Genomic DNA, 21,400 nt, shown 5'->3' on the forward strand with positions numbered 1-21,400 from the left:
GCGGGTCGGTGGCGAGGGTCCTCGTCGACTCGCCGCTGCCGCAGCTCGACCAGCTGCTCGACTATCGCGTGCCCGGCCGGCTCGCCGAGTCGGTCGCTCCGGGCGTGCGCGTGCGGGTGCCGTTGCGCTCGGGCGGTCGCATCGCGCACGCGTGGGTCGTCGAGCTCACCGACCGCTCGGAGTACCGGGGCGAGCTGAGCGAGGTCGACGACGTCGTCACCGACGTGCCGCTGCTCATGCCCGACGTGTGGCGGCTCGCGCGCGCCGCGGCCGACCGTGCTGCGGGCAACGCGAGCGACATCCTGCGCATCGCGATCCCTGGCCGGTACGTGCGCGCCGAGAAGGCCTGGCGCGCCGATCCCGGCGAGCCGGGACCGCTTCCCGGGTCGGCGCCGGCGCTCGACGGCTACGAACCCGGTCGCGTCGAGCGCGGCCTCGCCGCGGGCGAGCGGATGGCGCTGGCCGCCGATGCCCGCCCGGTCCGGCTGCGCTCCGGTGCATGGGTCGGGGCGTGGGCCGTGACGCTCGCCGAGGCCGCCGCCCACGTGCTCGCCCACGACCGCTCGTCGGTGATCGCCGTTCCCGACTACCGCGACCAAGAGCAACTCGAGGCGGCCCTCGCCGAGCTCGTCGACCCGCGTCGCGCCATCCGCACCGACGCGCGGCAGTCCGGTCCCGCGAGGTTCCGGGGCTTCCTCGACGCGACGGGCGCCGCCGCGCGCATCGTGATCGGCAGCCGGTCGACCGTGTACGCGCCCGCGAGCCGCCTCGGGCTCATCGCCGTGTTCGACGACGGCGACCCGCTGCAGGCCGAGCCGCTGGCGCCGGGGGTGCACGTGCGCGACGCCGCGCTGATCCGGCAGGAGCAGAGCGGCGCCGCCCTGGTGTTCCTCGCGCACACGCGCAGCGTCGAGGTGCAGCGACTCGTCGAGCTCGGGTGGGTGCACGACGTCCCGCTGCGTCGAGGCGCCCGTCCCCGCGTCGTCCTCACCCAGCAGCAGGCGGCGCCCGAGAGCGGCGGCGCGAGGATCCCGTCGGCGGCATGGCGCGAGGCCCGGGCGGCGATCGGGCACGGCCCGGTGCTCGTCCAGGTGGCGCGTCCCGGGCACGCGCCGATGCTGGTGTGCGACCGCTGCCGCGAGCCGGCGCGGTGCACGGCGTGCGCCGGCGCCCTCGCGGTCCCGCGTTCGGGCGGTCCCGCCGCGTGCGTGCTGTGCGGCACGACGGCGAGCCGATGGCGCTGCCGCGTGTGCGAGGGCACGAAGCTGCGCGCCGCCGTGGTCGGCGCGAGCCGCACCGCCGAGGAGCTCGGGCGCGCCTTCCCGCGCTCGCGGGTCGTGGTCTCCGACGGAGAGCGGCCGATCCTCCGGGTCGGCGCCGATCCGCAGCTCGTCGTGGCGACGCGCGGCGCCGAGCCGATCGCCGACGGAGGGTACCGGGCCGTGCTGCTGCTCGACGGCGAGCGGATGCTGCTGCGCGAGTCGCTCCGAGTCGCCGAGGACTGCCTGCGCTGGTGGTCGAACGCGGCCGCGCTGGCCGCCCCCGGTGCGCCCGTCTTCCTGGTGGGCGTCGGCGGGGCGCTGGGCACGGCGCTCGCGACCTGGACGCAGCCGGCGTGGGCGTCCGAGGAGCTCGAGTCGCGCCGGGCCCTGCGGTTCCCGCCCGCCGTGCGGATGGCCTCCGTCGTCTCCGACCGCGAGCGGCTCGCCGAGGGCCTGGAGCGCATCCGCGGGCTCGAGGGCGTCGACGTGCTCGGCCCCACTCCGGTCGACGAGTCGCTCGAGCGGGCCATCGTGCGATTCGGCTACGCGCAGGGCACCGAGGTCGCCGCGCGTCTGAAGGCCGAGGCGATCCGTGCCGCCACCGAGCGGCGCAGGCCGGTCGCCGGTCGCCGGCCCGGTCGCCCGCCGACCCTCCGGGTGCGGATGGACGATCCCGACCTGCCCTGATCGCCGAGGTCGTGCCGAGCGGCTGGGATGATGGGGTGGTGCCCCACCTCCGGATCGTGTTCGCGGGAACGCCCGCCGCCGCCGTGCCCGCCCTCGACCGGCTCGCCGACTCGTCCCACCAGGTCGTCGGCGTCGTGACCCGCCCGCCTGCGCCGCTCGGGCGCAAGCGCGTGCTCACGCCCTCGCCGGTCGCGCAGGCCGCAGAGCGCCTCGGGCTCCCGGTCATCGACGCGCGCCGGCTCGACGACGAGGCCACCGAGCGCATCGCCGCGCTGCGTCCCGACCTCGGCGTCATCGTGGCCTACGGCGGACTCGTCCGCGAGCCGTTGCTCTCCACGCCCGCGCACGGCTGGATCAACCTGCACTTCTCGGCGCTACCCGCCTGGCGCGGCGCCGCCCCCGTGCAGCACGCGCTGATCGCAGGCGACGCCGAACTCGGCGCGAGCGTGTTCCGCCTCGTGCCCGAGCTCGACGCGGGCGACGTGTACGCCGTGCGCACCCGGCCCGTCGCACCGGGGGAGACGGCCGGCCTCGCGCTCGAGTCGCTCGCGGCATCCGGGGCCGACCTCGTCGCCGAGGTCGTCGACGCGATCGCCGGCCGCGCCGCGCTCGCCATGCCGCAGGTCGGCGAGCCGACGTTCGCGCCCAAGCTCACGATCGACGACGCGCGCCTCGACTGGACCCGGCCGACGGCCGAGGTCGACGCGCGCTTCCGCGGGGTGACGCCCGAGCCGGGCGCGCACACCGACGTCGACGGCGTCCGCCTGAAGGTGCTCGACGCGGCGCCCGCGACCGTCGACGGCGAGGCTCCCGGCCTCGCGCCTGGCGAACTGCGGCTGGTCGGCCGCCGCGTGCTGGCGGGGACCGGCGACGGCGCGCTCGAGCTGCGGCGGGTGCAGCCCGCCGGACGCACGGCGATGGCGGCCGCGGACTGGTGGCGCGGACTCGGGGTCGGGCGGGCGGAGGCGCGATGACCGACGATCGCCGGCGCAGCGGGTCCCGTCGACGACCGCCCGGCGGCCGCGCCCGACGACCGGGTCGGCCCGAGCCGGTCTCGCCGGCGCGGCTGGTCGCCTACGACGTCCTCGCTGCGGTCCGCGACTCCGACGCCTACGCCAACCTGCTGCTGCCGGCGCGCATCACGCGAGCGCGGCTGTCCGACGCCGATGCCGCGCTCGCGACCGAGCTGACGTACGGCACGCTGCGACGGCAGGGCTCCTACGACGCCGTCATCGCGATCGCGGCCGGACGGCCGGTCGACGCCATCGACGCACCGGTGCTCGACGTGCTGCGGCTCGGCGCGCACCAGCTGCTCTCCACGCGGGTGGCGACCCACGCTGCCGTCAACGAGTCCGTGGCGCTCGCGCGCCGGGTCGCCCCGCAGGCCGCCGGGTTCGTCAATGCGGTCCTGCGCACCGTCTCCCGTCGCGAGGCCGACGGATGGCGCGAGCTCGTCGCCGACGAGGCGGGCTCGCCCGACCAGGCGCTCGCCGCGGTGCACTCGCACCCCGTCTGGGTGGTGCGCGCGCTGCGCGCCGCACTCGAGCGCGAGGGCCGCGGCGACGAGCTCGTCGCGCTGCTCGAGGCCGACAACGCATCGCCGCGCGTCAACCTCGCGGCGCTGCCCGGGCTCGTCGACGACCCGGACTCCCTGGGCGAGCCCGACCGGTACTCGCCGGTGGGCCTGACCGCCGACGAGCCGCTGCGGGTCGTCGAACAGCACGACGGTCGCGTCCGCGTGCAGGACGAGGGCTCGCAGCTCGCGGCGCTCGCGCTCAGCCGCGTCGCCCCCGTCCGCGAAGGCGAGCGGTGGCTCGACCTCTGCGCGGGCCCCGGCGGCAAGACCGCGCTGCTCGCCGCCGAGGCGCGCGCGGGCGGGGCCGAGCTCGTCGCGAACGAGGTCGTCCCGGCCCGAGCGGACCTCGTACGACGTGCGATCGCGCCCGTCCCGCTCGAGGTGACCGTGCGCGAGGGCGACGGCCGCGACGTGGACCCGGCCGAGCTCGGCGCGCCGGAGGGGTTCGATCGGATCCTGCTCGACGCGCCCTGCACCGGCTTGGGCGCGCTCAGGCGCCGTCCGGAGGCTCGCTGGCGCAAGGCGCCCGCCGACGTCGCCGAGCTCACGGCCCTGCAGGGCGAGCTCGCGGATGCCGCGTTCCGTGCGCTCGCGCCCGGGGGAGTGCTCGCGTACGTCACGTGCTCCCCGCACACGGCCGAGACGCACGGCACGCTCGGCCGCGCGCTCGAGCGGTGGGGAACCCAGGCGGAGCCGCTCGACACGGCCGCGATCGTGCAAGGGCTCTCGCGCCATCCGCTCGACCTCGCCGGCGACGGCCGCACGGTCCAACTGTGGCCGCACCGCCACGGGACCGACGCGATGTTCATCGCGCTCGTGCGCAAGCGCTGAGCGCGTCATCGCCCACAGCCGCGCCGGTAGGCTCGTGGGCATGCCCACGCGCATCAACCCGAGCATCCTGGCGGCCGACTTCGCGAACCTCGAGCGCGAGCTCGGCCGCATCTCGAGCGCCGACCTCGTCCACGTCGACATCATGGACAACCACTTCGTGCCGAACCTCACGTTCGGCCTGCCGATGGTCGAGCGCCTCGTCGAGGTCACGCCCATCCCGCTCGACGTGCACCTCATGATCGAGGACCCCGACCGGTGGGCGCCGGGCTACGCCGAGGTGGGCGCCGCGTCGGTCACCTTCCACGCCGAGGCCACGCGCGACCCCGTCGCGCTCGCGCGCCGGCTGCGCGACATCGGGGCCCGCGCCGGCATCGCGCTCAAGCCCGGCACCCCAGTGGACGGATTCCTCGAGGTGCTCCACGAGTTCGACCAGGTGCTCGTCATGACCGTCGAACCCGGGTTCGGCGGCCAGTCCTTCATGCCCGAGACGATGCCCAAGCTCGCGCGCGTCGCCGACGCGGTCGCCGACGCCGGACTCGACGTCTGGTTGCAGGTCGACGGCGGCATCTCCGCCGACACGATCGGCATCGCCGCCGAGGCGGGCGCGAACACGTTCGTCGCGGGCTCCGCCGTGTTCCGCGGCGTGCCCGAGGAGCAGATCGCGCTCCTGCGCGACGCCGTGGCGTCGCACCCGCACGCGCATCGGTAGGCTGGTCGGGTGAAATCCTTCGACGACCTCTTCGTCGAGCTCGAGGACAAAGCCCGCACTCGCCCCGAGGGCAGCGGCACCGTCCGGCAGCTCGACGCCGGCGTGCACGCCATCGGCAAGAAGATCGTCGAGGAGGCGGCCGAGGTCTGGATGGCCGCCGAGTACCAGGGCGACGCCGAGACGGCCGAGGAGATCTCGCAGCTGCTCTACCACCTCCAGGTGCTCATGCTCGCGAAGGGACTGACCCCGGCCGACGTGTACCGACATCTGTGATCACGCACATGACCGCAGATCACTTCCGTCGACACGAAAGCCAGGGAATGCTCCGAATCGCCGTGCCCAACAAGGGCTCGCTCTCCGAGACCGCCGCGCAGATGCTCTACGAGGCCGGGTACACCGGCCGTCGCGACCCCAAGGAACTCATCGTCGCCGATCCCCGCAACGGGGTCGAGTTCTTCTACCTCCGACCGCGGGACATCGCGACGTACGTCGGCTCGGGCGCGCTCGACGTCGGCATCACCGGTCGCGACCTGCTGCTCGACTCGGGTTCCGAGGCGACCGAGATCGCGCCGCTCGGGTTCGGCGACTCCACGTTCCGGTTCGCGGGCGCGCCGGGCGGATTCACCGAGCTCGACGACCTCGAGGGCGTTCGCGTGGCGACCAGCTACCCCGGCCTCGTCGGCGACTTCCTGACCCGGCGCGGCGTGACCGCGAAGCTCGTCAAGCTCGACGGCGCGGTCGAGTCGGCGGTGCGGCTCGGCGTCGCCGACGCCGTGGCCGACGTGGTCTCGACGGGGTCGACCCTCCGCAAGGCCGGGCTCGACATCTTCGGGCCCGTCATCCTCGAGTCCGAGGCCGTGCTCATCGGCTCCGGCGTCGAGAAGCCCGGCACGCAGACCCTCGTGCGGCGCCTGCAGGGCGTGCTGGTGGCCCGCCAGTACGTGCTGCTCGACTACGACGTTCCCGTGGCGCAGCTCGAGGCCGCCACCGAGGTCGCGCCCGGCTTCGAGTCGCCGACGGTATCGCCGCTGCACGATCCCGAGTGGGTCGCGGTGCGCGTCATGATCCCGCGCACCGAGATGAACCACGTCATGGACGAGCTCTACGCGCTCGGCGCGCGCGCCATCCTCGTCAGCGCGATCCACGCGGCGCGGCTGTAGGGGAGCGGCGCATGAGCCTCGCCGTCCGTGTCATCCCGTGCCTCGACGTCGCCGGCGGCCGCGTCGTGAAGGGCGTCAACTTCCTCAACCTGCGCGACGCGGGCGACCCGGTCGAGCTCGCGGCCCGCTACGCGGAGCAGGGTGCCGACGAGCTCACGTTCCTCGACGTGACCGCGACCGTCGACGAGCGCGCGACGACCTACGACATGGTTCGGCAGGTCGCCGAGCAGGTCTTCATCCCCTTGACCGTGGGCGGCGGCGTTCGGTCCGACGAGGATGTCGCCCGGCTGCTCGGCCACGGCGCCGACAAGATCGGCGTCAACAGCGCGGCGATCGCGCGCCCCGAGCTCATCGCCGAGATCGCCGACCGCTTCGGCGCCCAGGTGTGCGTGCTCTCGCTCGACGTCAAGCGCTCCGACCGCACCGGCTCGGGCTTCGTCGTGACCACCCACGGCGGCCGCACCGAGACCGACCTCGACGCGCTCGAGTGGGCACGGCGGGCCATCGACCTCGGCGCGGGCGAGCTGCTGGTCAACTCGATCGACGCCGACGGCACCAAGGCCGGCTTCGACCTCGAGCTCGTCGGGCTGATGCACCAGCTCTCGAGCGTGCCCGTGATCGCCTCGGGCGGCGCGGGTGCGGTCGAGCACTTCGCCCCGGCGATCGCGGCCGGCGCCGATGCCGTGCTCGCGGCGTCCGTGTTCCACAACGGCGAGCTCACGATCGGCGACGTCAAGGGGGCGCTCGCCGAGGACGGAAGGACCGTGCGATGAACGGCACCGGCGACGAGGAGCTGGAGTTCACGAGCGAGGCCTGGGTGCCCGACGCCGGCGCAGTCGACCGCGCCGCGTTCAACGCCGACGGGCTGCTGCCCGCGATCATCCAGCAGTGGGACACCGGCGAGGTGCTCATGCTCGGCTGGATGGACCGCGAGGCCATGCGACGGACGCTGACCGAGGGCCGCGTGACGTTCTGGTCGCGTTCGCGGCAGGAGTACTGGCGCAAGGGCGACACGTCGGGCAATGCCCAGTACGTGAAGGCCGCTGCGCTCGACTGCGACGCCGACGCGCTGCTCGTGAAGGTCGAGCAGGTCGGCGTCGCCTGCCACACCGGCACGCGCACCTGCTTCGACGGCGACCCGCTGGCCGTCGTGGAGGGAACGCCCGGCACCGATCCCGACCCCGCCGACCCGCCCGTCGAACCCGGAGGAGCACGATGACGGACACGCGCACCGCCACCACCCGCTTCGACGACTTCGCCGCCCTGCTGCCCGGCCGCCGCGTGGTGCCCGTCGTCCGCGAGCTCTTCGCCGACGGCGAGACGCCCGTCGGCATCTACCGCAAGCTGGCGGGCGACCGTCCCGGCACGTTCCTGCTCGAGTCCGCCGAGCAGGGCGGCATCTGGTCGCGGTACTCGTTCGTGGGCGCCGCGTCGTACGGCGTGCTCACCGAGCGCGACGGCGCCGTGGACTGGATCGACATGGGCCTCTCGCGCGAGCGCGCCCTCGGGGCGGCATCCGACGGTCTCGAGCCCCTCGCCGCGCTCGAGGCCCTGTACGAGCGCTGGGCCACGGAAGACGTGCCCGGCGCGCCGCCGCTCACGGGCGGCCTCGTCGGCTTCATCGGCTGGGAGGCGATCCGCCAGATCGAGCACCTGCCCAATCGCCCGCCCGCCGACTTCTCCGTGCCGGGGCAGGCCTTCGCGTTCGTCTCCGAGCTGGTCGTGATCGATCACCGCACGGGCACCGTGCAGCTCGTGGCATCCGTGCTGAACGACCTCGGCGAGGCGCCCGAGGCGCTCTGGGGCGACGCGCAGGCGCGGCTCGACCGCCTCCAGGCCGCGCTCGCCCAGCCGGCCGAGGCGCACCTCGCCGAGATCGACCTCTCCCGTGCGCCCGAGCCCCGGCACCGCACCGAGAAGGCCGACTTCCTCGCCGCGGTCGAGCGCTCGAAGCACTACATCCGCGAGGGCGACATCTTCCAGGTCGTCATCTCGCAGCGCTTCGAGCAGGAGGCGACGGCGCACCCGGTCGACGTCTACCGCGTGCTCCGCAGCCTCAACCCGAGCCCCTACATGTACCTCCTGCACCTCGAGGATGTCGCGGGCGAGCCGTACTGGATCGTCGGGTCCTCGCCCGAGGCCCTCGTCAAGGTCGAGGACGGGCGCGTGTACACGCACCCCATCGCGGGGTCCAAGCCCCGCGGGACCACGCCCGAGGACGACGCCGACCTCGAGGCCGAGCTCCTGGCCGACCCCAAGGAACAGGCCGAGCACCTCATGCTCGTCGACCTCGCGCGCAACGACCTCGCGAAGGTGTGCGACGCGGGCTCCGTCGAGGTCACCGAGTTCATGCGCGTCGAGCGGTTCAGCCACATCATGCACATCGTGTCCTCCGTCGAGGGCGACCTGCGCGGCGACGCGAACGCGATCGACGTGTTCCGCGCGACCTTCCCGGCCGGCACGCTGTCGGGTGCGCCGAAGCCGCGCGCGCTCGAGATCATCGACGAGCTCGAGCCCGCGCAGCGCGGAGTGTACGGGGGAGTGGTGGGCTACTTCGGGTTCGGCGGCGACGCCGACCTCGCCATCGCGATCCGCACGGCCACGATCTCGGGCGGTGTCGCGCGCGTGCAGGCCGGCGGCGGGCTGGTGGCCGATTCCAACCCCGAATCGGAGTTCCAGGAGTCGGTCAACAAGGCCGCCGCGCCGCTGCGTGCGGTCGCGGTCGCCAACGCCATGCGCCGCGTGCGCTAGGGGTCGCGCGCGTGAGACCCGACCGCATGAAACTGCCCGCGATCGTCGGCATCCTCGCCGGCTCGGGCCTCGCGCTGCTCGCATGGAGCCAGACGTGGTTCGCCGTGACCCTCGTCGAGGGCGCATCCGCGGGCGGCGCGTCGACGCTCGAGGTCGGCGGTGCGGTCGCGTCGCCGGCGATCGCCGCGCTCGCACTGGCCGGCCTCGCACTCGCGGGCGCGCTCGCGATCGCCGGACCGCTGATCCGGATCGTGCTGGGACTGCTTGCGGCGGTGCTGGGCGGATGCCTCGTGCTCGCTGCGTCGATCACGCTCGCCGACCCCCTTTCCGCCGTGTCCGGGGCGATCGCGGAGGCCACCGGCGTCGCCGGCGCCGAATCCACCGCCGCGCTCGCGGCGTCGGTCGCCACGTCGGCGTGGCCCGCGATCGCGATCGCCGGCGGAGCGCTGGTCGCACTCGCCGGACTCCTGGTCGTCGCGACGGGGCGCGCGTGGCCCACGTCCCGCCGCTACGGCGGCGGCGTGCGGCTGGCGGCCGACGCGTCGCGGCCGGCCGCGACATCCGATCGCGCCGTCGACGACTGGGACGGGCTGAGCCGCGGCGACGACCCGACCGCCGACGGCGACGAGCCGCACGACGGCACCCGCTAGACTTTCACCGATCACCGCACAGAAGGAGCACCATGAGCACTGAGCACGCTGACCCCGGCCACGGACACTCGCCCGCGGCGTGGACCGCCGTGGTCATCATGCTCCTTGCCTTCGCCATCGGCACGGTCGCGTTCTTCCTCGACCTGCAGTGGCTCGTGTGGGCGTCGGCCGGCCTGCTCATCGTCGGTGCGGTGGCGGGCTGGGCGCTCGCCCGCGCCGGATACGGCGTCGACGGCGCGAAGATCGCGCCGAAGGCGCACTGACGCGTGCTCTCCGAGCTCACGGCGAACTCGGTCGCCGACGCCGAGGCGCGTCGTGCCGAACGGCCCCTCGCCGAGGTCCGGGCCGCGGCGCGCGCGCGTCCGCCGGCGATCGACGCCCTGGCGGCGCTCGCTCCGGGCGACCGGGTCAAGATCATCGCCGAGATCAAGCGATCGAGCCCCTCGCGCGGCTCGCTCGCGACCATCGACGACCCCGCCGCCCTCGCGCGCACGTACGAACTCGGCGGAGCGAGCGCCATCAGCGTGCTCACCGAGGGTCGCAAGTTCGGCGGCTCGCTGGCCGACCTCGAATCGGTGCGCGCGGCCGTCTCGCTGCCCGTGCTCCGCAAGGACTTCATCGCGACGCCGTACCAGGTGTACGAGGCCCGCGCGGCCGGCGCCGACCTCGTCCTGCTGATCGTCGCCGCCCTCGACGACGACACCCTGGCCGAGCTGTACGCGCTCATCATCGAGCTCGGCATGACGGCCCTCGTCGAGACCCACTCCGCCGAGGAGCTCGACCGCGCCGCCCGGCTCGGCGCCCGGCTCATCGGCGTGAACGCCCGTGACCTCTCCACCTTCGAACTCGACCGCGACCTGTTCGGCCGCCTCGCCGACCGCTTCCCCGAGGGGGCGATCCGCGTGGCCGAGTCGGCCGTGCTGTCGGCGGCCGACGTCGCGCACTACCGCGCCGCCGGCGCCGACGTGGTGCTCGTGGGCGAGGCCCTCGTGACGGGCGATCCCATCGCGAACCTCTCAGCATTCCTGGCGGTGTGACATGGCCCTCCGTACCCAGACCGGTCCGTACTTCGGCGACTTCGGCGGGCGGTTCGTCCCCGAGTCGCTCATCGCCGCGCTCGACGAACTGAGCGAGGCGTACACCCTCGCCAAGCTCGACCCCGACTTCCAGCTCGAGCTCGACGAGCTCGGTCGCAGCTACACCGGGCGGCCCTCGATCATCACCGAGGTGCCGCGCTTCGCCGAGCACGCCGGCGGTGCCCGCGTCATCCTCAAGCGCGAAGACCTGAACCACACGGGCTCGCACAAGATCAACAACGTGCTGGGCCAGGCGCTGCTCACCAAGCGCATCGGCAAGCGGCGCGTGATCGCCGAGACCGGCGCCGGCCAGCACGGCGTCGCGACCGCCACGGCCGCGGCGCTCTTCGGACTCGACTGCACCATCTACATGGGCGAGGTCGACACCGAGCGCCAGGCGCTCAACGTCGCCCGCATGCGCCTGCTCGGCGCCGAGGTCATCGCCGTGAAGACCGGCTCCCGCACGCTGAAGGACGCGATCAACGACGCGATGCGCGACTGGGTGACCAATGTCGAGTCCACGAACTACATCTTCGGCACGGTCGCCGGTCCGCACCCGTTCCCCGAGATGGTTCGCGACTTCCAGAAGGTCATCGGCGAGGAGGCCCGGCAGCAGGTGCTCGACCTGACCGGCGCGCTTCCGACCGCGGTCGCGGCGTGCGTCGGCGGCGGCTCGAACGCGATCGGCATCTTCCATGCCTTCCTCGATGACGGCGACGTCGCCCTGTACGGCTTCGAGGCGGGCGGCGAGGGCGTGGAGACGCCCCGTCACGCCGCGACGATCTCCAAGGGCCGGCCCGGGGTGCTGCACGGCGCCCGCAGCTACCTCCTCCAGGACGACGACGGTCAGACGATCGAGTCGCACTCGATCTCCGCCGGGCTCGACTACCCGGGCGTGGGTCCCGAGCACTCGTGGCTCGCCGCGCTCGGCCGCGCGCAGTACCGTCCGGTCACCGACGACGCGGCGATGCAGGCGCTGCGCCTGCTCACGCGCACCGAGGGCATCATCCCCGCGATCGAGTCGGCGCACGCGCTCGCGGGCGCCCTCGATCTCGGCCGCGAGCTCGGCCGCGACGCCACGATCCTCGTGAACCTCTCGGGGCGCGGCGACAAGGACATGGACACGGCCGCGAAGTACTTCGGCCTGTACGACGAGGAAGCGCAGTGAGGCACGTCGGTCCCGTCATCCGTCGCCGCAACGAGGAGGCCGCCGGCGCGCTGATCGGGTACCTGCCGGTCGGCTTCCCGACTCTCGACGAGAGCGTCGAGGCCGCGGTCGCACTCGTCGAGAACGGCGTCGACGTGCTCGAGCTGGGCCTGCCGTACTCCGACCCCGTCATGGACGGCACGGTCATCCAGGCCGCGACGCAGCAGGCGCTGGCGAACGGGTTCCGCCTCGCGCACGGCTTCGAGGCCGTGCGCCGCATCACCGAGCGCGTCGACGCGCCGGTGCTCATCATGACCTACTGGAACCCGGTCGTGCAGTACGGCGTCGACCGGTTCGCCGACGACCTGGCGGCCGCCGGGGGAGCGGGGCTCATCACCCCCGACCTCATCCCCGACGAGGCGGCCGACTGGATCGCGGCGTCCGATCGCACGGGCCTCGACCGCGTGTTCCTCGCCGCACCCACCTCGACCGACGCGCGCCTGCGGCAGGCCGTCGACGCGAGCCGCGGCTTCGTCTACGCGGTCTCGACCATGGGCATCACCGGTGCGCGCACCGACGTCGACCAGGCGGCCCGCACGCTCGTCGACCGCCTGCGCGACTCCGGCTCCGAGGCGAGTTGCGTCGGCCTCGGCATCTCGAGCGCGACGCAGGTGGCCGAGGTGCTCGAGTACGCCGAGGGCGCGATCGTCGGCTCCGCGCTCGTCAAGGCGCTGGCCGACGGCGGCGTCGACGCGGCCGGCGCGCTCGCGGCCGAGCTCGCGCGCGGCACCGCCCGCAAGTGAAGTAGTCTCGACGAGGCCGCCGCGCGCGGCGAGCCCCGCACCATCGACGAAAGGCAGACGCCGGCGTGATCGCACCGATCAGCATCCCGAGCCCCGACCCGGAGTGGCGCACCCTCGAGATCCCCGTCCCCTGGGGCACGCTCAACATCCAGTTGTACGCGCTCTTCATCCTCGTCGGCATCATCGTCGCGACGATCATGACCTCGCGCCGGCTCACCAAGCGCGGCGCCGAGCCGGGCATCGTGCTCGACGTCGTGCTCTGGGCGGTGCCGCTCGGCATCATCGGCGCTCGGATCTACCACGTGCTCACCCACCCCGACGACTACTTCGCCGGCCAGGAGCTGTGGCGGATCTTCGCGATCTGGGAGGGCGGCAACGCCATCTACGGCTCGCTCATCGGCGGCGCGATCGGCGTGATCATCGCGTGCCGGCTCACCGGCCTGCGATTCTGGTCCTTCGCCGACGCGCTCGCGCCCGGCCTGCTGCTCGCCCAGGCGATCGGGCGCCTCGGCAACTGGTTCAACCACGAGCTCTACGGCTGGCCGACCGACCTGCCCTGGGGCCTCGAGATCGAATCGACCAACGCGGCGTTCCCGGCCGGCCTCGCCGACGGCACGCTCTTCCACCCGACGTTCCTCTACGAGATCGTCTGGAACGTGGCCGGCGTGGTCGTGCTGCTCGCGCTCGAGCGGTTCTTCCGCCTCCGCTGGGGCATGATGTTCGGCGCGTACCTCATCTGGTACGGCGTCGGCCGCGCGGTGTTCGAGACCATCCGCGTCGACCCGAGCGAGATGTTCCTCGGCATCAGGTCGAACGTGTGGGCCTCCTTCCTCGCCATCCTCATCGGCCTGGTCATCATCCTCGTGCAGCGTCGCCGGCACCCCGGCATCGAGCCGAGCGTCTACCGCCCGGGCCGTGAATGGACGCCCGCAGATGCTGAGGTAGACTCGGACGACCATACCGAGTCCGACTCAGACTCTCTCGACGATGGCGTCGAGGGTGAGAACGAACCCGGCGAGCCGGCTGCCACAAGCTCGAGCCGCTCGGCCTCCTCGTAGGGGCCCCGCCACCACCGCGTTCTCCGCCGCGGCGCCGCACCTAGCGCCGCGAATCCTCCATCGTGGGCCGACGTCGTCCCCGTTGCCACCGATACACCGAGGACGGTCCAACGTGTCGCTCCCCCCTCCCCACTCCAGGTTCGGAACCGTGCCGCCCGCGCAGGGCATGTACGACCCGGCCGCCGAGAAGGACGCCTGCGGGCTCGCCATGGTGGCGACCCTGCGCGGCACCGCCGGCCACGACATCATCACGGCCGCGCTCGACGCGCTCCGCAACCTCGAGCATCGCGGCGCGGTGGGCTCCGACGCCGGCACGGGCGACGGTGCGGGCATCATCACCCAGGTGCCCGACGCGTTCCTGCGCGAGGTCGCCGGCTTCCCGCTTCCGCCCGCGGGCAGCTACGCCGTCGGCAACGCGTTCCTCCCGGTCGACCCGACCGCGCGCAGCGGCGTGAAGCAGCAGCTGCAGCGCATCGCGGCATCCGAGGGCCTCGACGTGCTCGGATGGCGCGAGGTCCCCGTGCGCCCTGACGAGCTCGGCACGCTCGCCCGGGCCGCCATGCCGGTCGTGCAGCAGCTCTACGTGCGCAGCGCCGCGACCACGTCCGAGGGCGAGCACCTCGAGGGCATCGCGCTCGACCGCCTCACCTTCCGCCTGCGGAAGCGCGCCGAGCGCGAGCTCGAGCTGTACTTCGCGTCGCTGTCCAGTCGAACGCTCGTCTACAAGGGCATGGTCACCACGCTCCAGCTCGAGCCGTTCTACCCCGACCTCTCCGACGAGCGGTTCGCCTCGAAGCTCGCGCTCGTGCACTCGCGGTACTCGACGAACACGTTCCCGTCGTGGCCGCTCGCGCAGCCGTTCCGCATGATCGCGCACAACGGCGAGATCAACACCATCCAGGGCAACCGCAACTGGATGCGCGCGCGCCAGTCGCAGCTCGAGTCGGAGGTCCTCGGCGACCTCGCCCCGCTCATGCCGATCGTGACGCCGGGAGCGAGCGACTCCGCCTCGTTCGACGAGGTCGTCGAGCTCCTCACGCTCGCCGGCCGGAGCCTGCCGCACGCCGTCATGATGATGGTGCCCGAGGCGTGGGAGAAGCAGACCGAGATCGACCCCGCCCGCCGGTCGTTCTACGAGTACCACTCGATGCTCATGGAGCCGTGGGACGGGCCCGCCGCGATCGTGTTCACCGACGGCACGCTGGTCGGCGCGACGCTCGACCGCAACGGCCTCCGCCCGGGCCGCTACCTCGTGACCGACGACGGGCTCGTCGTCCTCGCGAGCGAGATCGGGGTCCTCGACCTGCCGCAGCGCAAGGTCGTCCGCAAGGGGCGGCTGCAGCCGGGCCGCATGTTCCTCGTCGACACCGAGGCGGGCCGCCTCATCGAGGATGACGAGATCAAGTCCGAGCTCGCGGCATCCGCCCCGTGGGGGGAATGGCTCGACGAGAGCCGCATCCGGCTGGCCGACCTGCCCGAGCGCGAGCACATCGTGCACCCGCCGGCTTCGGTGAACCGGCGCCAGCGCACCTTCGGCTACACCGAGGAGGAGGTCAAGATCCTCCTCGCTCCCATGGCCGCCACCGGCCAGGAGCCGATCGGCGCGATGGGCTCCGACACGCCGATCGCGGTGCTGTCGCAGCGCCCGCGCCTGCTCTTCGACTACTTCACGCAGCAGTTCGCGCAGGTCACCAACCCTCCGCTCGACTCGATCCGAGAGCAGGTCGTGACCTCGCTCGCGACGTCGCTCGGGCCCGAACGCAACCTGCTCTCGGCGGGCGCCGAGCACGCCCGCCAGGTCTCGCTCGACTTCCCGGTGATCGACAACGACCAGCTCGCGAAGATCGTGCACATGACCGCGCCGACCGGCGCCCGGGCGTCCCGCACGCTGCGCGGCCTCTACCGCGTCGACGACGGCCCCGACGGCCTGCGCGCGAGGCTCGCCGAGCTGTGCCGCGAGGTCGATGAGGCGATCGACGAGGGGGCGTCGTTCATCGTCCTCAGCGACCGCGACTCGACCAAGGACCTCGCGCCGATCCCCTCGCTGCTCATGCTCTCGGCGGTGCACCACCACCTGATCCGCTCCGAGACCCGCATGAACGTCGGCCTGGTGGTCGAGGCGGGCGACGTCCGCGAGGTGCACCATGTGGCGCTGCTCGTCGGGTTCGGCGCGTCGGCGGTCAACCCGTACCTCGCGATGGAGACCTGCGAGGACCTGGTCCGCTCGGGTGTCCTCGCGAGCGTGACGCCCGAGCAGGCCGTGCGCAACGTCATCACGGCGCTCGGCAAGGGCGTGCTGAAGATCATGTCGAAGATGGGCATCTCGACCATCTCGTCGTACGCGGGCGCCCAGGCCTTCGAGGCCGTCGGGCTCGCACAGGACTTCATCGACGAGTTCTTCACGGGCACGACCTCGAAGCTGGGCGGCGTGGGCATCGACGTGATCGCCTCCGAGAACCTCGCGCGCCATGCCGTTGCCTACCCGGCGGATGCCGCGGTGCGGGCGCATGAGCGCCTGCAGACGGGCGGCGAGTACCAGTGGCGTCGCGACGGCTCACCGCACCTGTTCAACCCCGAGACCGTGTTCCGCCTGCAGCACTCCACGCGGAACCGCCGCTACGACGTCTTCCGCGAATACACCGAGATGGTCGACTCGCAGGCCGAGCAGCTCATGACGCTCCGCGGCATGTTCGCGCTCCGCACGGGCGTCCGCACGCCCGTGCCGCTCGACGAGGTCGAGCCGATCGAGTCGATCGTCAAGCGGTTCTCCACGGGCGCGATGAGCTACGGCTCGATCTCCAAGGAGGCGCACGAGACGCTCGCGATCGCCATGAACCGGCTCGGCGCCAAGTCGAACACCGGCGAGGGCGGCGAAGACCTCGACCGGCTGCTCGACCCGGAGCGTCGCAGCGCGATCAAGCAGGTGGCATCCGGCCGCTTCGGCGTCACGAGCATGTACCTCACGCACGCCGACGACATCCAGATCAAGCTCGCCCAGGGCGCGAAGCCCGGCGAGGGCGGCCAGCTCCCGCCGACGAAGGTGTACCCGTGGGTCGCCCGCACCCGGCACGCGACCGCGGGCGTCGGACTCATCTCGCCGCCGCCGCACCACGACATCTACTCGATCGAAGACCTCAAGCAGCTGATCTTCGACCTCAAGCGCGCCAACCCCGGCGCCCGCATCCACGTCAAGCTGGTGAGCCAGTCGGGTATCGGCGCGGTCGCGGCCGGCACCGCGAAGGCGCTGGCCGACGTCATCCTCGTCTCGGGTCACGATGGCGGCACGGGCGCGAGCCCACTGAACTCGCTCAAGCACGCGGGCACCCCGTGGGAACTCGGCCTGGCCGAGACGCAGCAGACGCTCATGCTCAACGGGATGCGCGACCGCGTCGTGGTGCAGGTCGACGGCCAGCTGAAGACCGGCCGCGACGTCGTCATCGGCGCGCTGCTCGGCGCCGAGGAGTTCGGGTTCGCCACGGCCCCGCTCATCGTCGAGGGCTGCGTCATGATGCGCGTCTGCCACCTCGACACGTGCCCGGTCGGCGTCGCCACGCAGAACCCCGAGCTGCGCAAGCGGTTCACGGGCAAGCCCGAGTTCGTCGTGAACTTCTTCGAGTTCATCGCCCAGGAGGTGCGCGAGTACCTCGCCGAGCTCGGCTACCGGTCGCTCGACGAGATCATCGGCCGTCGCGAGCTGCTCGACGTCGATCGCGCCGTCGCGCACTGGAAGGCGTCGGGCCTCGACCTCACGCCGGTGCTCGTCGGCCCCGACTTCTCGGAGTCGGACCCGCGCCGCAACAGTCGCGCGCAGGACCACGAGCTCGACGAGCACTTCGACAACGAGCTCATCCGCCGCAGCCAGCTCGTGCTCGAGCAGGGCGGCCGCATCGAGGTCTCGCTCCCGATCCGCAACACCGAGCGCGCCGTCGGCACGATGCTCGGCCACGAGGTCACCGTGCGGCACGGAGCTCAGGGCCTGCCGACGGGGTCGATCGACGTGACGTTGACCGGATCCGCGGGCCAGTCGTTCGGCGCGTTCCTGCCGAGCGGCATCACCCTGCGGCTCGAGGGCGACTCGAACGACTACGTCGGCAAGGGCCTCTCGGGCGGCCAGATCATCGTGCGCCCGTCGCGCGAGGCCGGCTTCGCCGCCGAGCGCAACGTCATCGCCGGCAACGTGATCGGCTACGGCGCCACGCAGGGCAGCATGTTCATCCGCGGCATCGTGGGCGAGCGGTTCCTGGTGCGCAACTCCGGGGCGACCGCCGTGGTCGAGGGCGTGGGCGACCACGCGCTCGAGTACATGACCGGCGGCCTGGCGCTCATCCTCGGCGCGACCGGCCGCAACCTCGGCGCGGGCATGTCGGGCGGCACGGCCTACGTGCTCGACCTCGCCGAGTCGCGCGTGAACCGCGAGGCACTCTCGAGCGGCGAGCTGCAGCTGCATCCGCTCGGCAGCGCCGACCACGAGATCGTGCGCGACCTGCTCGAGCAGCACCTCGAGCACACCGACTCCGCGGTCGCGGCCACCCTCCTCGCCGAGGGGGCCTCCGCGTTCGACCGCTTCACCAAGGTGCTCCCGCGCGACTACGCGGCAGTGCTCCGTACCCGTCAGACGGCGGTCGACGAGGGGCTCGACCCCGACGGCGACGTCGTGTGGACCAGAATCTTGGAGGTGACGGGTGGCTGACCCGAAGGGCTTTCTGAAGGTCACCGAGCGCGAGCTGCCGAAGCGGCGCCCCGTGCCGGTGCGCATCATGGACTGGAAAGAGGTCTACGAGGCCGGCGACTCGGCGCAGCTCCGCCGGCAGGCCGGGCGCTGCATGGACTGCGGCATCCCGTTCTGCCACCAGGGCTGCCCGCTCGGCAACCTGATCCCCGAGTGGAACGACCTCACGTGGCGCGGCGAGGGCCGCGCGGCGAGCGAGCGCCTGCACGCGACGAACAACTTCCCCGAGTTCACGGGCCGGCTCTGCCCGGCGCCGTGCGAGTCGGCGTGCGTGCTCGGGATCAACCAGCCGGCCGTCACCATCAAGCAGGTCGAGGTCTCGATCGCCGACCAGGCGTTCGGCAACGGATGGGTGCAGCCGCAGCCGCCCGGTCGCCTCACCGGCAAGACCGTGGCCGTGGTCGGCTCCGGACCCGCGGGCCTGGCCGCCGCGCAGCAGCTCACGCGCGCGGGCCACACGGTCGCCGTCTACGAGCGCGACGACCGCATCGGCGGCCTGCTGCGCTACGGCATCCCCGACTTCAAGATGGAGAAGAAGGTCCTCGACGCGCGCCTGGCGCAGATGACCGCCGAGGGCACCCGGTTCCGCGCCGGCGTCGAGATCGGCGTCGACCTCTCGTGGGACGAGCTGCGCCGCCGGTACGACGCGGTCGTCGTCGCGACGGGCGCGCTCGTGCCGCGCGACCTGCCCATCCCCGGGCGCGACCTGCCCGGCGTGCACTTCGCCATGGAGTACCTGGTCCAGGCGAACCGTCGCATCGCCGGCGAGGAGGTGTTCGACCAGATCACGGCCGAGGGCAAGCACGTCGTCGTCCTCGGCGGCGGCGACACCGGCGCCGACTGCATCGGCACCGCGCACCGCCAAGGCGCGCTGTCGGTGACGAACCTCGCGATCGGCAAGCAGCCGAGCCCCACCCGGCCGACCGAGCAGCCGTGGCCGATGCACCCGACGCTGTTCGAGGTGCAGAGCGCGCACGAGGAGGGCGGCGTGCGCCAGTACCTCGCCTCGACGGTCGAGTTCCTCGCCAACGAGGCGGGGGAGGTCCGCGCCATCCGCGTGGCCGAGACCGAGTACCTCGACGGCCGCCGCGTGCCGAAGGCCGGCACCGAGCGGGAGATCCCGGCCGACCTGGTGCTCCTGGCCCTCGGCTTCACCGGACCCGAGACGGACGCGGCGGGCGAGCAGCTCGGCCTCCAGTCCACCGACCGCGGGAACTTCGCCCGCGGCGCCGACTACGCGACCTCGGAGGCCGGCGTGTTCGTCGCGGGCGACGCGGGCCGCGGCCAGTCGCTCATCGTGTGGGCCATCGCCGAGGGCCGTGCTGCGGCCGCGGCCGTCGACCGCTACCTTGAGGGTGAGACGCAGCTGCCGAGCCCGATCCCCGCGAACGCGCGAGCCTTCGCCATCTGACCCGCGCCCCCCGGCGCACGACGAGTCCGTATCAGCGCTACGGCGCACAACCCCCTGGAGCAGACACCACATGAGAAGAGCGAAGATCGTCGCCACGCTCGGGCCGGCAACATCCAGCTACGAGCAGATCCGCGCGATCATCGATGCGGGCATCGACGTCGCCCGCATGAACCTCAGCCACGGCAGCTACGACGTGCACGAGGGCGTCTACCAGAACGTGCGCAAGGCGGCCAACGACTCCGGTCGCGCGGTGGCGGTCTTGGTCGACCTCCAGGGCCCGAAGATCCGGCTCGGCAAGTTCGCCGACGGTCCCCACGAGCTCGCCGAGGGCGACATCTTCAAGATCACCACCGAGGAGATCCTCGGCACCAAGGAGATCGTCGGGACCACGTTCAAGGGCCTGCCCCACGACGTCGAGACCGGCGACCACCTGCTGATCGACGACGGCAAGGTCCGGGTCGAGGTCCTCGAGACCGACGGCACGGTCGTCACGACGAAGGTCATCGTGGCCGGCCCGGTGTCGAACAACAAGGGCATCAACCTTCCGGGTGTCGCCGTGAACGTGCCCGCGCTGTCCGAGAAGGACGAGGCCGACCTGCGCTGGGCCCTCCAGCTCGGGGCCGACATCATCGCGCTGTCGTTCGTGCGCAACGCCGCAGACATCGACCGCGTGCACGCGATCATGTCGGAGGAGGGCCGCCGCCTCCCCGTCATCGCGAAGATCGAGAAGCCGCAGGCCGTCGACGCGCTGGAGGACATCGTCGAGGCCTTCGACGGCATCATGGTCGCCCGAGGCGACCTCGGCGTCGAGCTCCCGCTCGAGGCCGTGCCGATCGTGCAGAAGCGCGCGATCGAGATCGCCCGCCGCCTGGCCAAGCCCGTCATCGTCGCGACGCAGATGCTCGAGTCCATGACGCACGCACCCGTGCCGACCCGCGCCGAGACCTCCGACGTCGCGAACGCCATCCTCGACGGCGCCGACGCGGTCATGCTGTCGGGCGAGACGAGCGTCGGCGAGTACCCCGTGCAGACCGTGAAGACCATGGCGCGCATCATCGAGTCGACCGAGCAGCACGGCCTGCACCGCATCGCGCCGCTCGGCACGAAGCCCCGCACGCAGGCGGGCGCGATCACGCTCGCCGCGGTCGAGGTCGCCGACTTCGTCGAGGCGAAGTACCTGTGCGTGTTCACCGAGACGGGCGAGTCGGTCCGCCGGATGTCGCGACTGCGCAGCATCATCCCCATCCTGGCCTTCACGCCGTACCCCGACATCCGTCGCCGCATGGCGCTGAACTGGGGTGTCGAGTCGTTCGTCGTCGATCGCGTCACGCACACCGACCAGATGGTCGGCCAGGTCGACGAGGTGCTGGCGCGCACCGGCAAGGCCGAGGCGGGCGAGAAGGTCGTCATCATCTCGGGTTCCCCTCCCGGCATCCCCGGCACCACCAACGACGTGCGCGTGCACGTCGTCGGCGAGGTGCTCTAGCCGCTTGGTCGCTCCCGAGGCCCGGTCGTCCGCGGGACGGCCGGGCCTCCGGCCCGCTCGGGGC

The 21,400-nt window shown here is 72.8% G+C and carries 18 protein-coding genes; all 18 read left to right on the forward strand.

The genetic code is table 11. The features are described from left to right. The first annotated feature begins 8 nt into the window (after positions 1-8). The 18 genes from ACZ4TW_RS06555 to pyk all read left to right on the forward strand — a co-directional run bounded on the left by ACZ4TW_RS06555 (position 9) and on the right by pyk (position 21,336). On the forward strand, positions 9-1,949 hold the full coding sequence (locus ACZ4TW_RS06555; RefSeq protein WP_465541323.1) for a primosomal protein N' family DNA-binding protein: 1,941 nt from the start codon (positions 9-11) through the stop codon (positions 1,947-1,949). 38 nt (positions 1,950-1,987) lie between these two features. Next, complete coding sequence (gene fmt / locus ACZ4TW_RS06560) at positions 1,988-2,923, forward strand: methionyl-tRNA formyltransferase (RefSeq protein ID WP_465541324.1); 936 nt, start codon at positions 1,988-1,990, stop codon at positions 2,921-2,923. Beyond that, positions 2,920-4,356, forward strand: a complete 1,437-nt coding sequence (locus ACZ4TW_RS06565) for an RsmB/NOP family class I SAM-dependent RNA methyltransferase (RefSeq protein WP_465541326.1) — start codon at positions 2,920-2,922, stop codon at positions 4,354-4,356. Before fmt ends, ACZ4TW_RS06565 begins: the two co-directional genes overlap by 4 nt. A gap of 40 nt (positions 4,357-4,396) precedes the next feature. Next, on the forward strand, positions 4,397-5,065 hold the full coding sequence (gene rpe / locus ACZ4TW_RS06570) for a ribulose-phosphate 3-epimerase (RefSeq protein WP_465541328.1): 669 nt from the start codon (positions 4,397-4,399) through the stop codon (positions 5,063-5,065). Between the two features lie 9 nt (positions 5,066-5,074). After that, positions 5,075-5,338 (forward strand): phosphoribosyl-ATP diphosphatase, encoded by a 264-nt coding sequence (locus tag ACZ4TW_RS06575; RefSeq protein WP_376950775.1) that lies wholly within the window; start codon positions 5,075-5,077, stop codon positions 5,336-5,338. A 47-nt stretch (positions 5,339-5,385) separates the two neighbouring features. Beyond that, complete coding sequence (hisG, locus tag ACZ4TW_RS06580) at positions 5,386-6,225, forward strand: ATP phosphoribosyltransferase (protein WP_465541331.1); 840 nt, start codon at positions 5,386-5,388, stop codon at positions 6,223-6,225. An 11-nt stretch (positions 6,226-6,236) separates the two neighbouring features. Further along, the gene (hisF, locus tag ACZ4TW_RS06585) at positions 6,237-6,998 is read left to right on the forward strand and encodes an imidazole glycerol phosphate synthase subunit HisF (protein WP_465541333.1); all 762 of its coding nucleotides are present in this window, start codon (positions 6,237-6,239) and stop codon (positions 6,996-6,998) included. After that, positions 6,995-7,444, forward strand: coding sequence for a phosphoribosyl-AMP cyclohydrolase (hisI, locus tag ACZ4TW_RS06590; protein WP_465541335.1), 450 nt, complete (start codon positions 6,995-6,997; stop codon positions 7,442-7,444). Before hisF ends, hisI begins: the two co-directional genes overlap by 4 nt. Continuing rightward, positions 7,441-8,976 carry an anthranilate synthase component I gene (locus tag ACZ4TW_RS06595; RefSeq protein WP_465541337.1) on the forward strand — a complete coding sequence of 512 codons (1,536 nt, stop codon included), beginning with the start codon at positions 7,441-7,443 and terminating at the stop codon, positions 8,974-8,976. The genes hisI and ACZ4TW_RS06595 overlap by 4 nt, the downstream gene beginning before the upstream one ends. An 11-nt stretch (positions 8,977-8,987) precedes the next feature. After that, positions 8,988-9,626 (forward strand): Trp biosynthesis-associated membrane protein, encoded by a 639-nt coding sequence (locus tag ACZ4TW_RS06600; protein WP_465541339.1) that lies wholly within the window; start codon positions 8,988-8,990, stop codon positions 9,624-9,626. Positions 9,627-9,658: 32 nt separating this feature from the next. Next, positions 9,659-9,889 (forward strand): DUF6704 family protein, encoded by a 231-nt coding sequence (locus ACZ4TW_RS06605; protein ID WP_465541341.1) that lies wholly within the window; start codon positions 9,659-9,661, stop codon positions 9,887-9,889. 3 nt (positions 9,890-9,892) lie between these two features. After that, on the forward strand, positions 9,893-10,663 hold the full coding sequence (trpC, locus tag ACZ4TW_RS06610) for an indole-3-glycerol phosphate synthase TrpC (protein WP_465541343.1): 771 nt from the start codon (positions 9,893-9,895) through the stop codon (positions 10,661-10,663). A gap of 1 nt (position 10,664) precedes the next feature. After that, a complete protein-coding gene (gene trpB, locus ACZ4TW_RS06615) occupies positions 10,665-11,870 on the forward strand; it encodes a tryptophan synthase subunit beta (RefSeq protein WP_465541345.1) in 1,206 nt (401 codons plus the stop codon). After that, positions 11,867-12,652 (forward strand): tryptophan synthase subunit alpha, encoded by a 786-nt coding sequence (gene trpA / locus ACZ4TW_RS06620; protein ID WP_465541346.1) that lies wholly within the window; start codon positions 11,867-11,869, stop codon positions 12,650-12,652. The genes trpB and trpA overlap by 4 nt, the downstream gene beginning before the upstream one ends. Positions 12,653-12,717: 65 nt before the next feature. Then, positions 12,718-13,710, forward strand: a complete 993-nt coding sequence (gene lgt, locus ACZ4TW_RS06625; protein WP_465541348.1) for a prolipoprotein diacylglyceryl transferase — start codon at positions 12,718-12,720, stop codon at positions 13,708-13,710. A gap of 166 nt (positions 13,711-13,876) precedes the next feature. Beyond that, positions 13,877-18,400 (forward strand): glutamate synthase large subunit, encoded by a 4,524-nt coding sequence (gltB, locus tag ACZ4TW_RS06630; RefSeq protein ID WP_465541437.1) that lies wholly within the window; start codon positions 13,877-13,879, stop codon positions 18,398-18,400. After that, positions 18,393-19,850 carry a glutamate synthase subunit beta gene (locus ACZ4TW_RS06635; RefSeq protein ID WP_465541350.1) on the forward strand — a complete coding sequence of 486 codons (1,458 nt, stop codon included), beginning with the start codon at positions 18,393-18,395 and terminating at the stop codon, positions 19,848-19,850. Before gltB ends, ACZ4TW_RS06635 begins: the two co-directional genes overlap by 8 nt. 70 nt (positions 19,851-19,920) lie before the next feature. Continuing rightward, entirely contained in the window at positions 19,921-21,336 is a 1,416-nt protein-coding gene (gene pyk / locus ACZ4TW_RS06640; protein ID WP_465541352.1) for a pyruvate kinase, read from the forward strand. Positions 21,337-21,400: the final 64 nt, after the last annotated feature.

Source organism: Agromyces sp. NPDC029043, assembly GCF_055564615.1.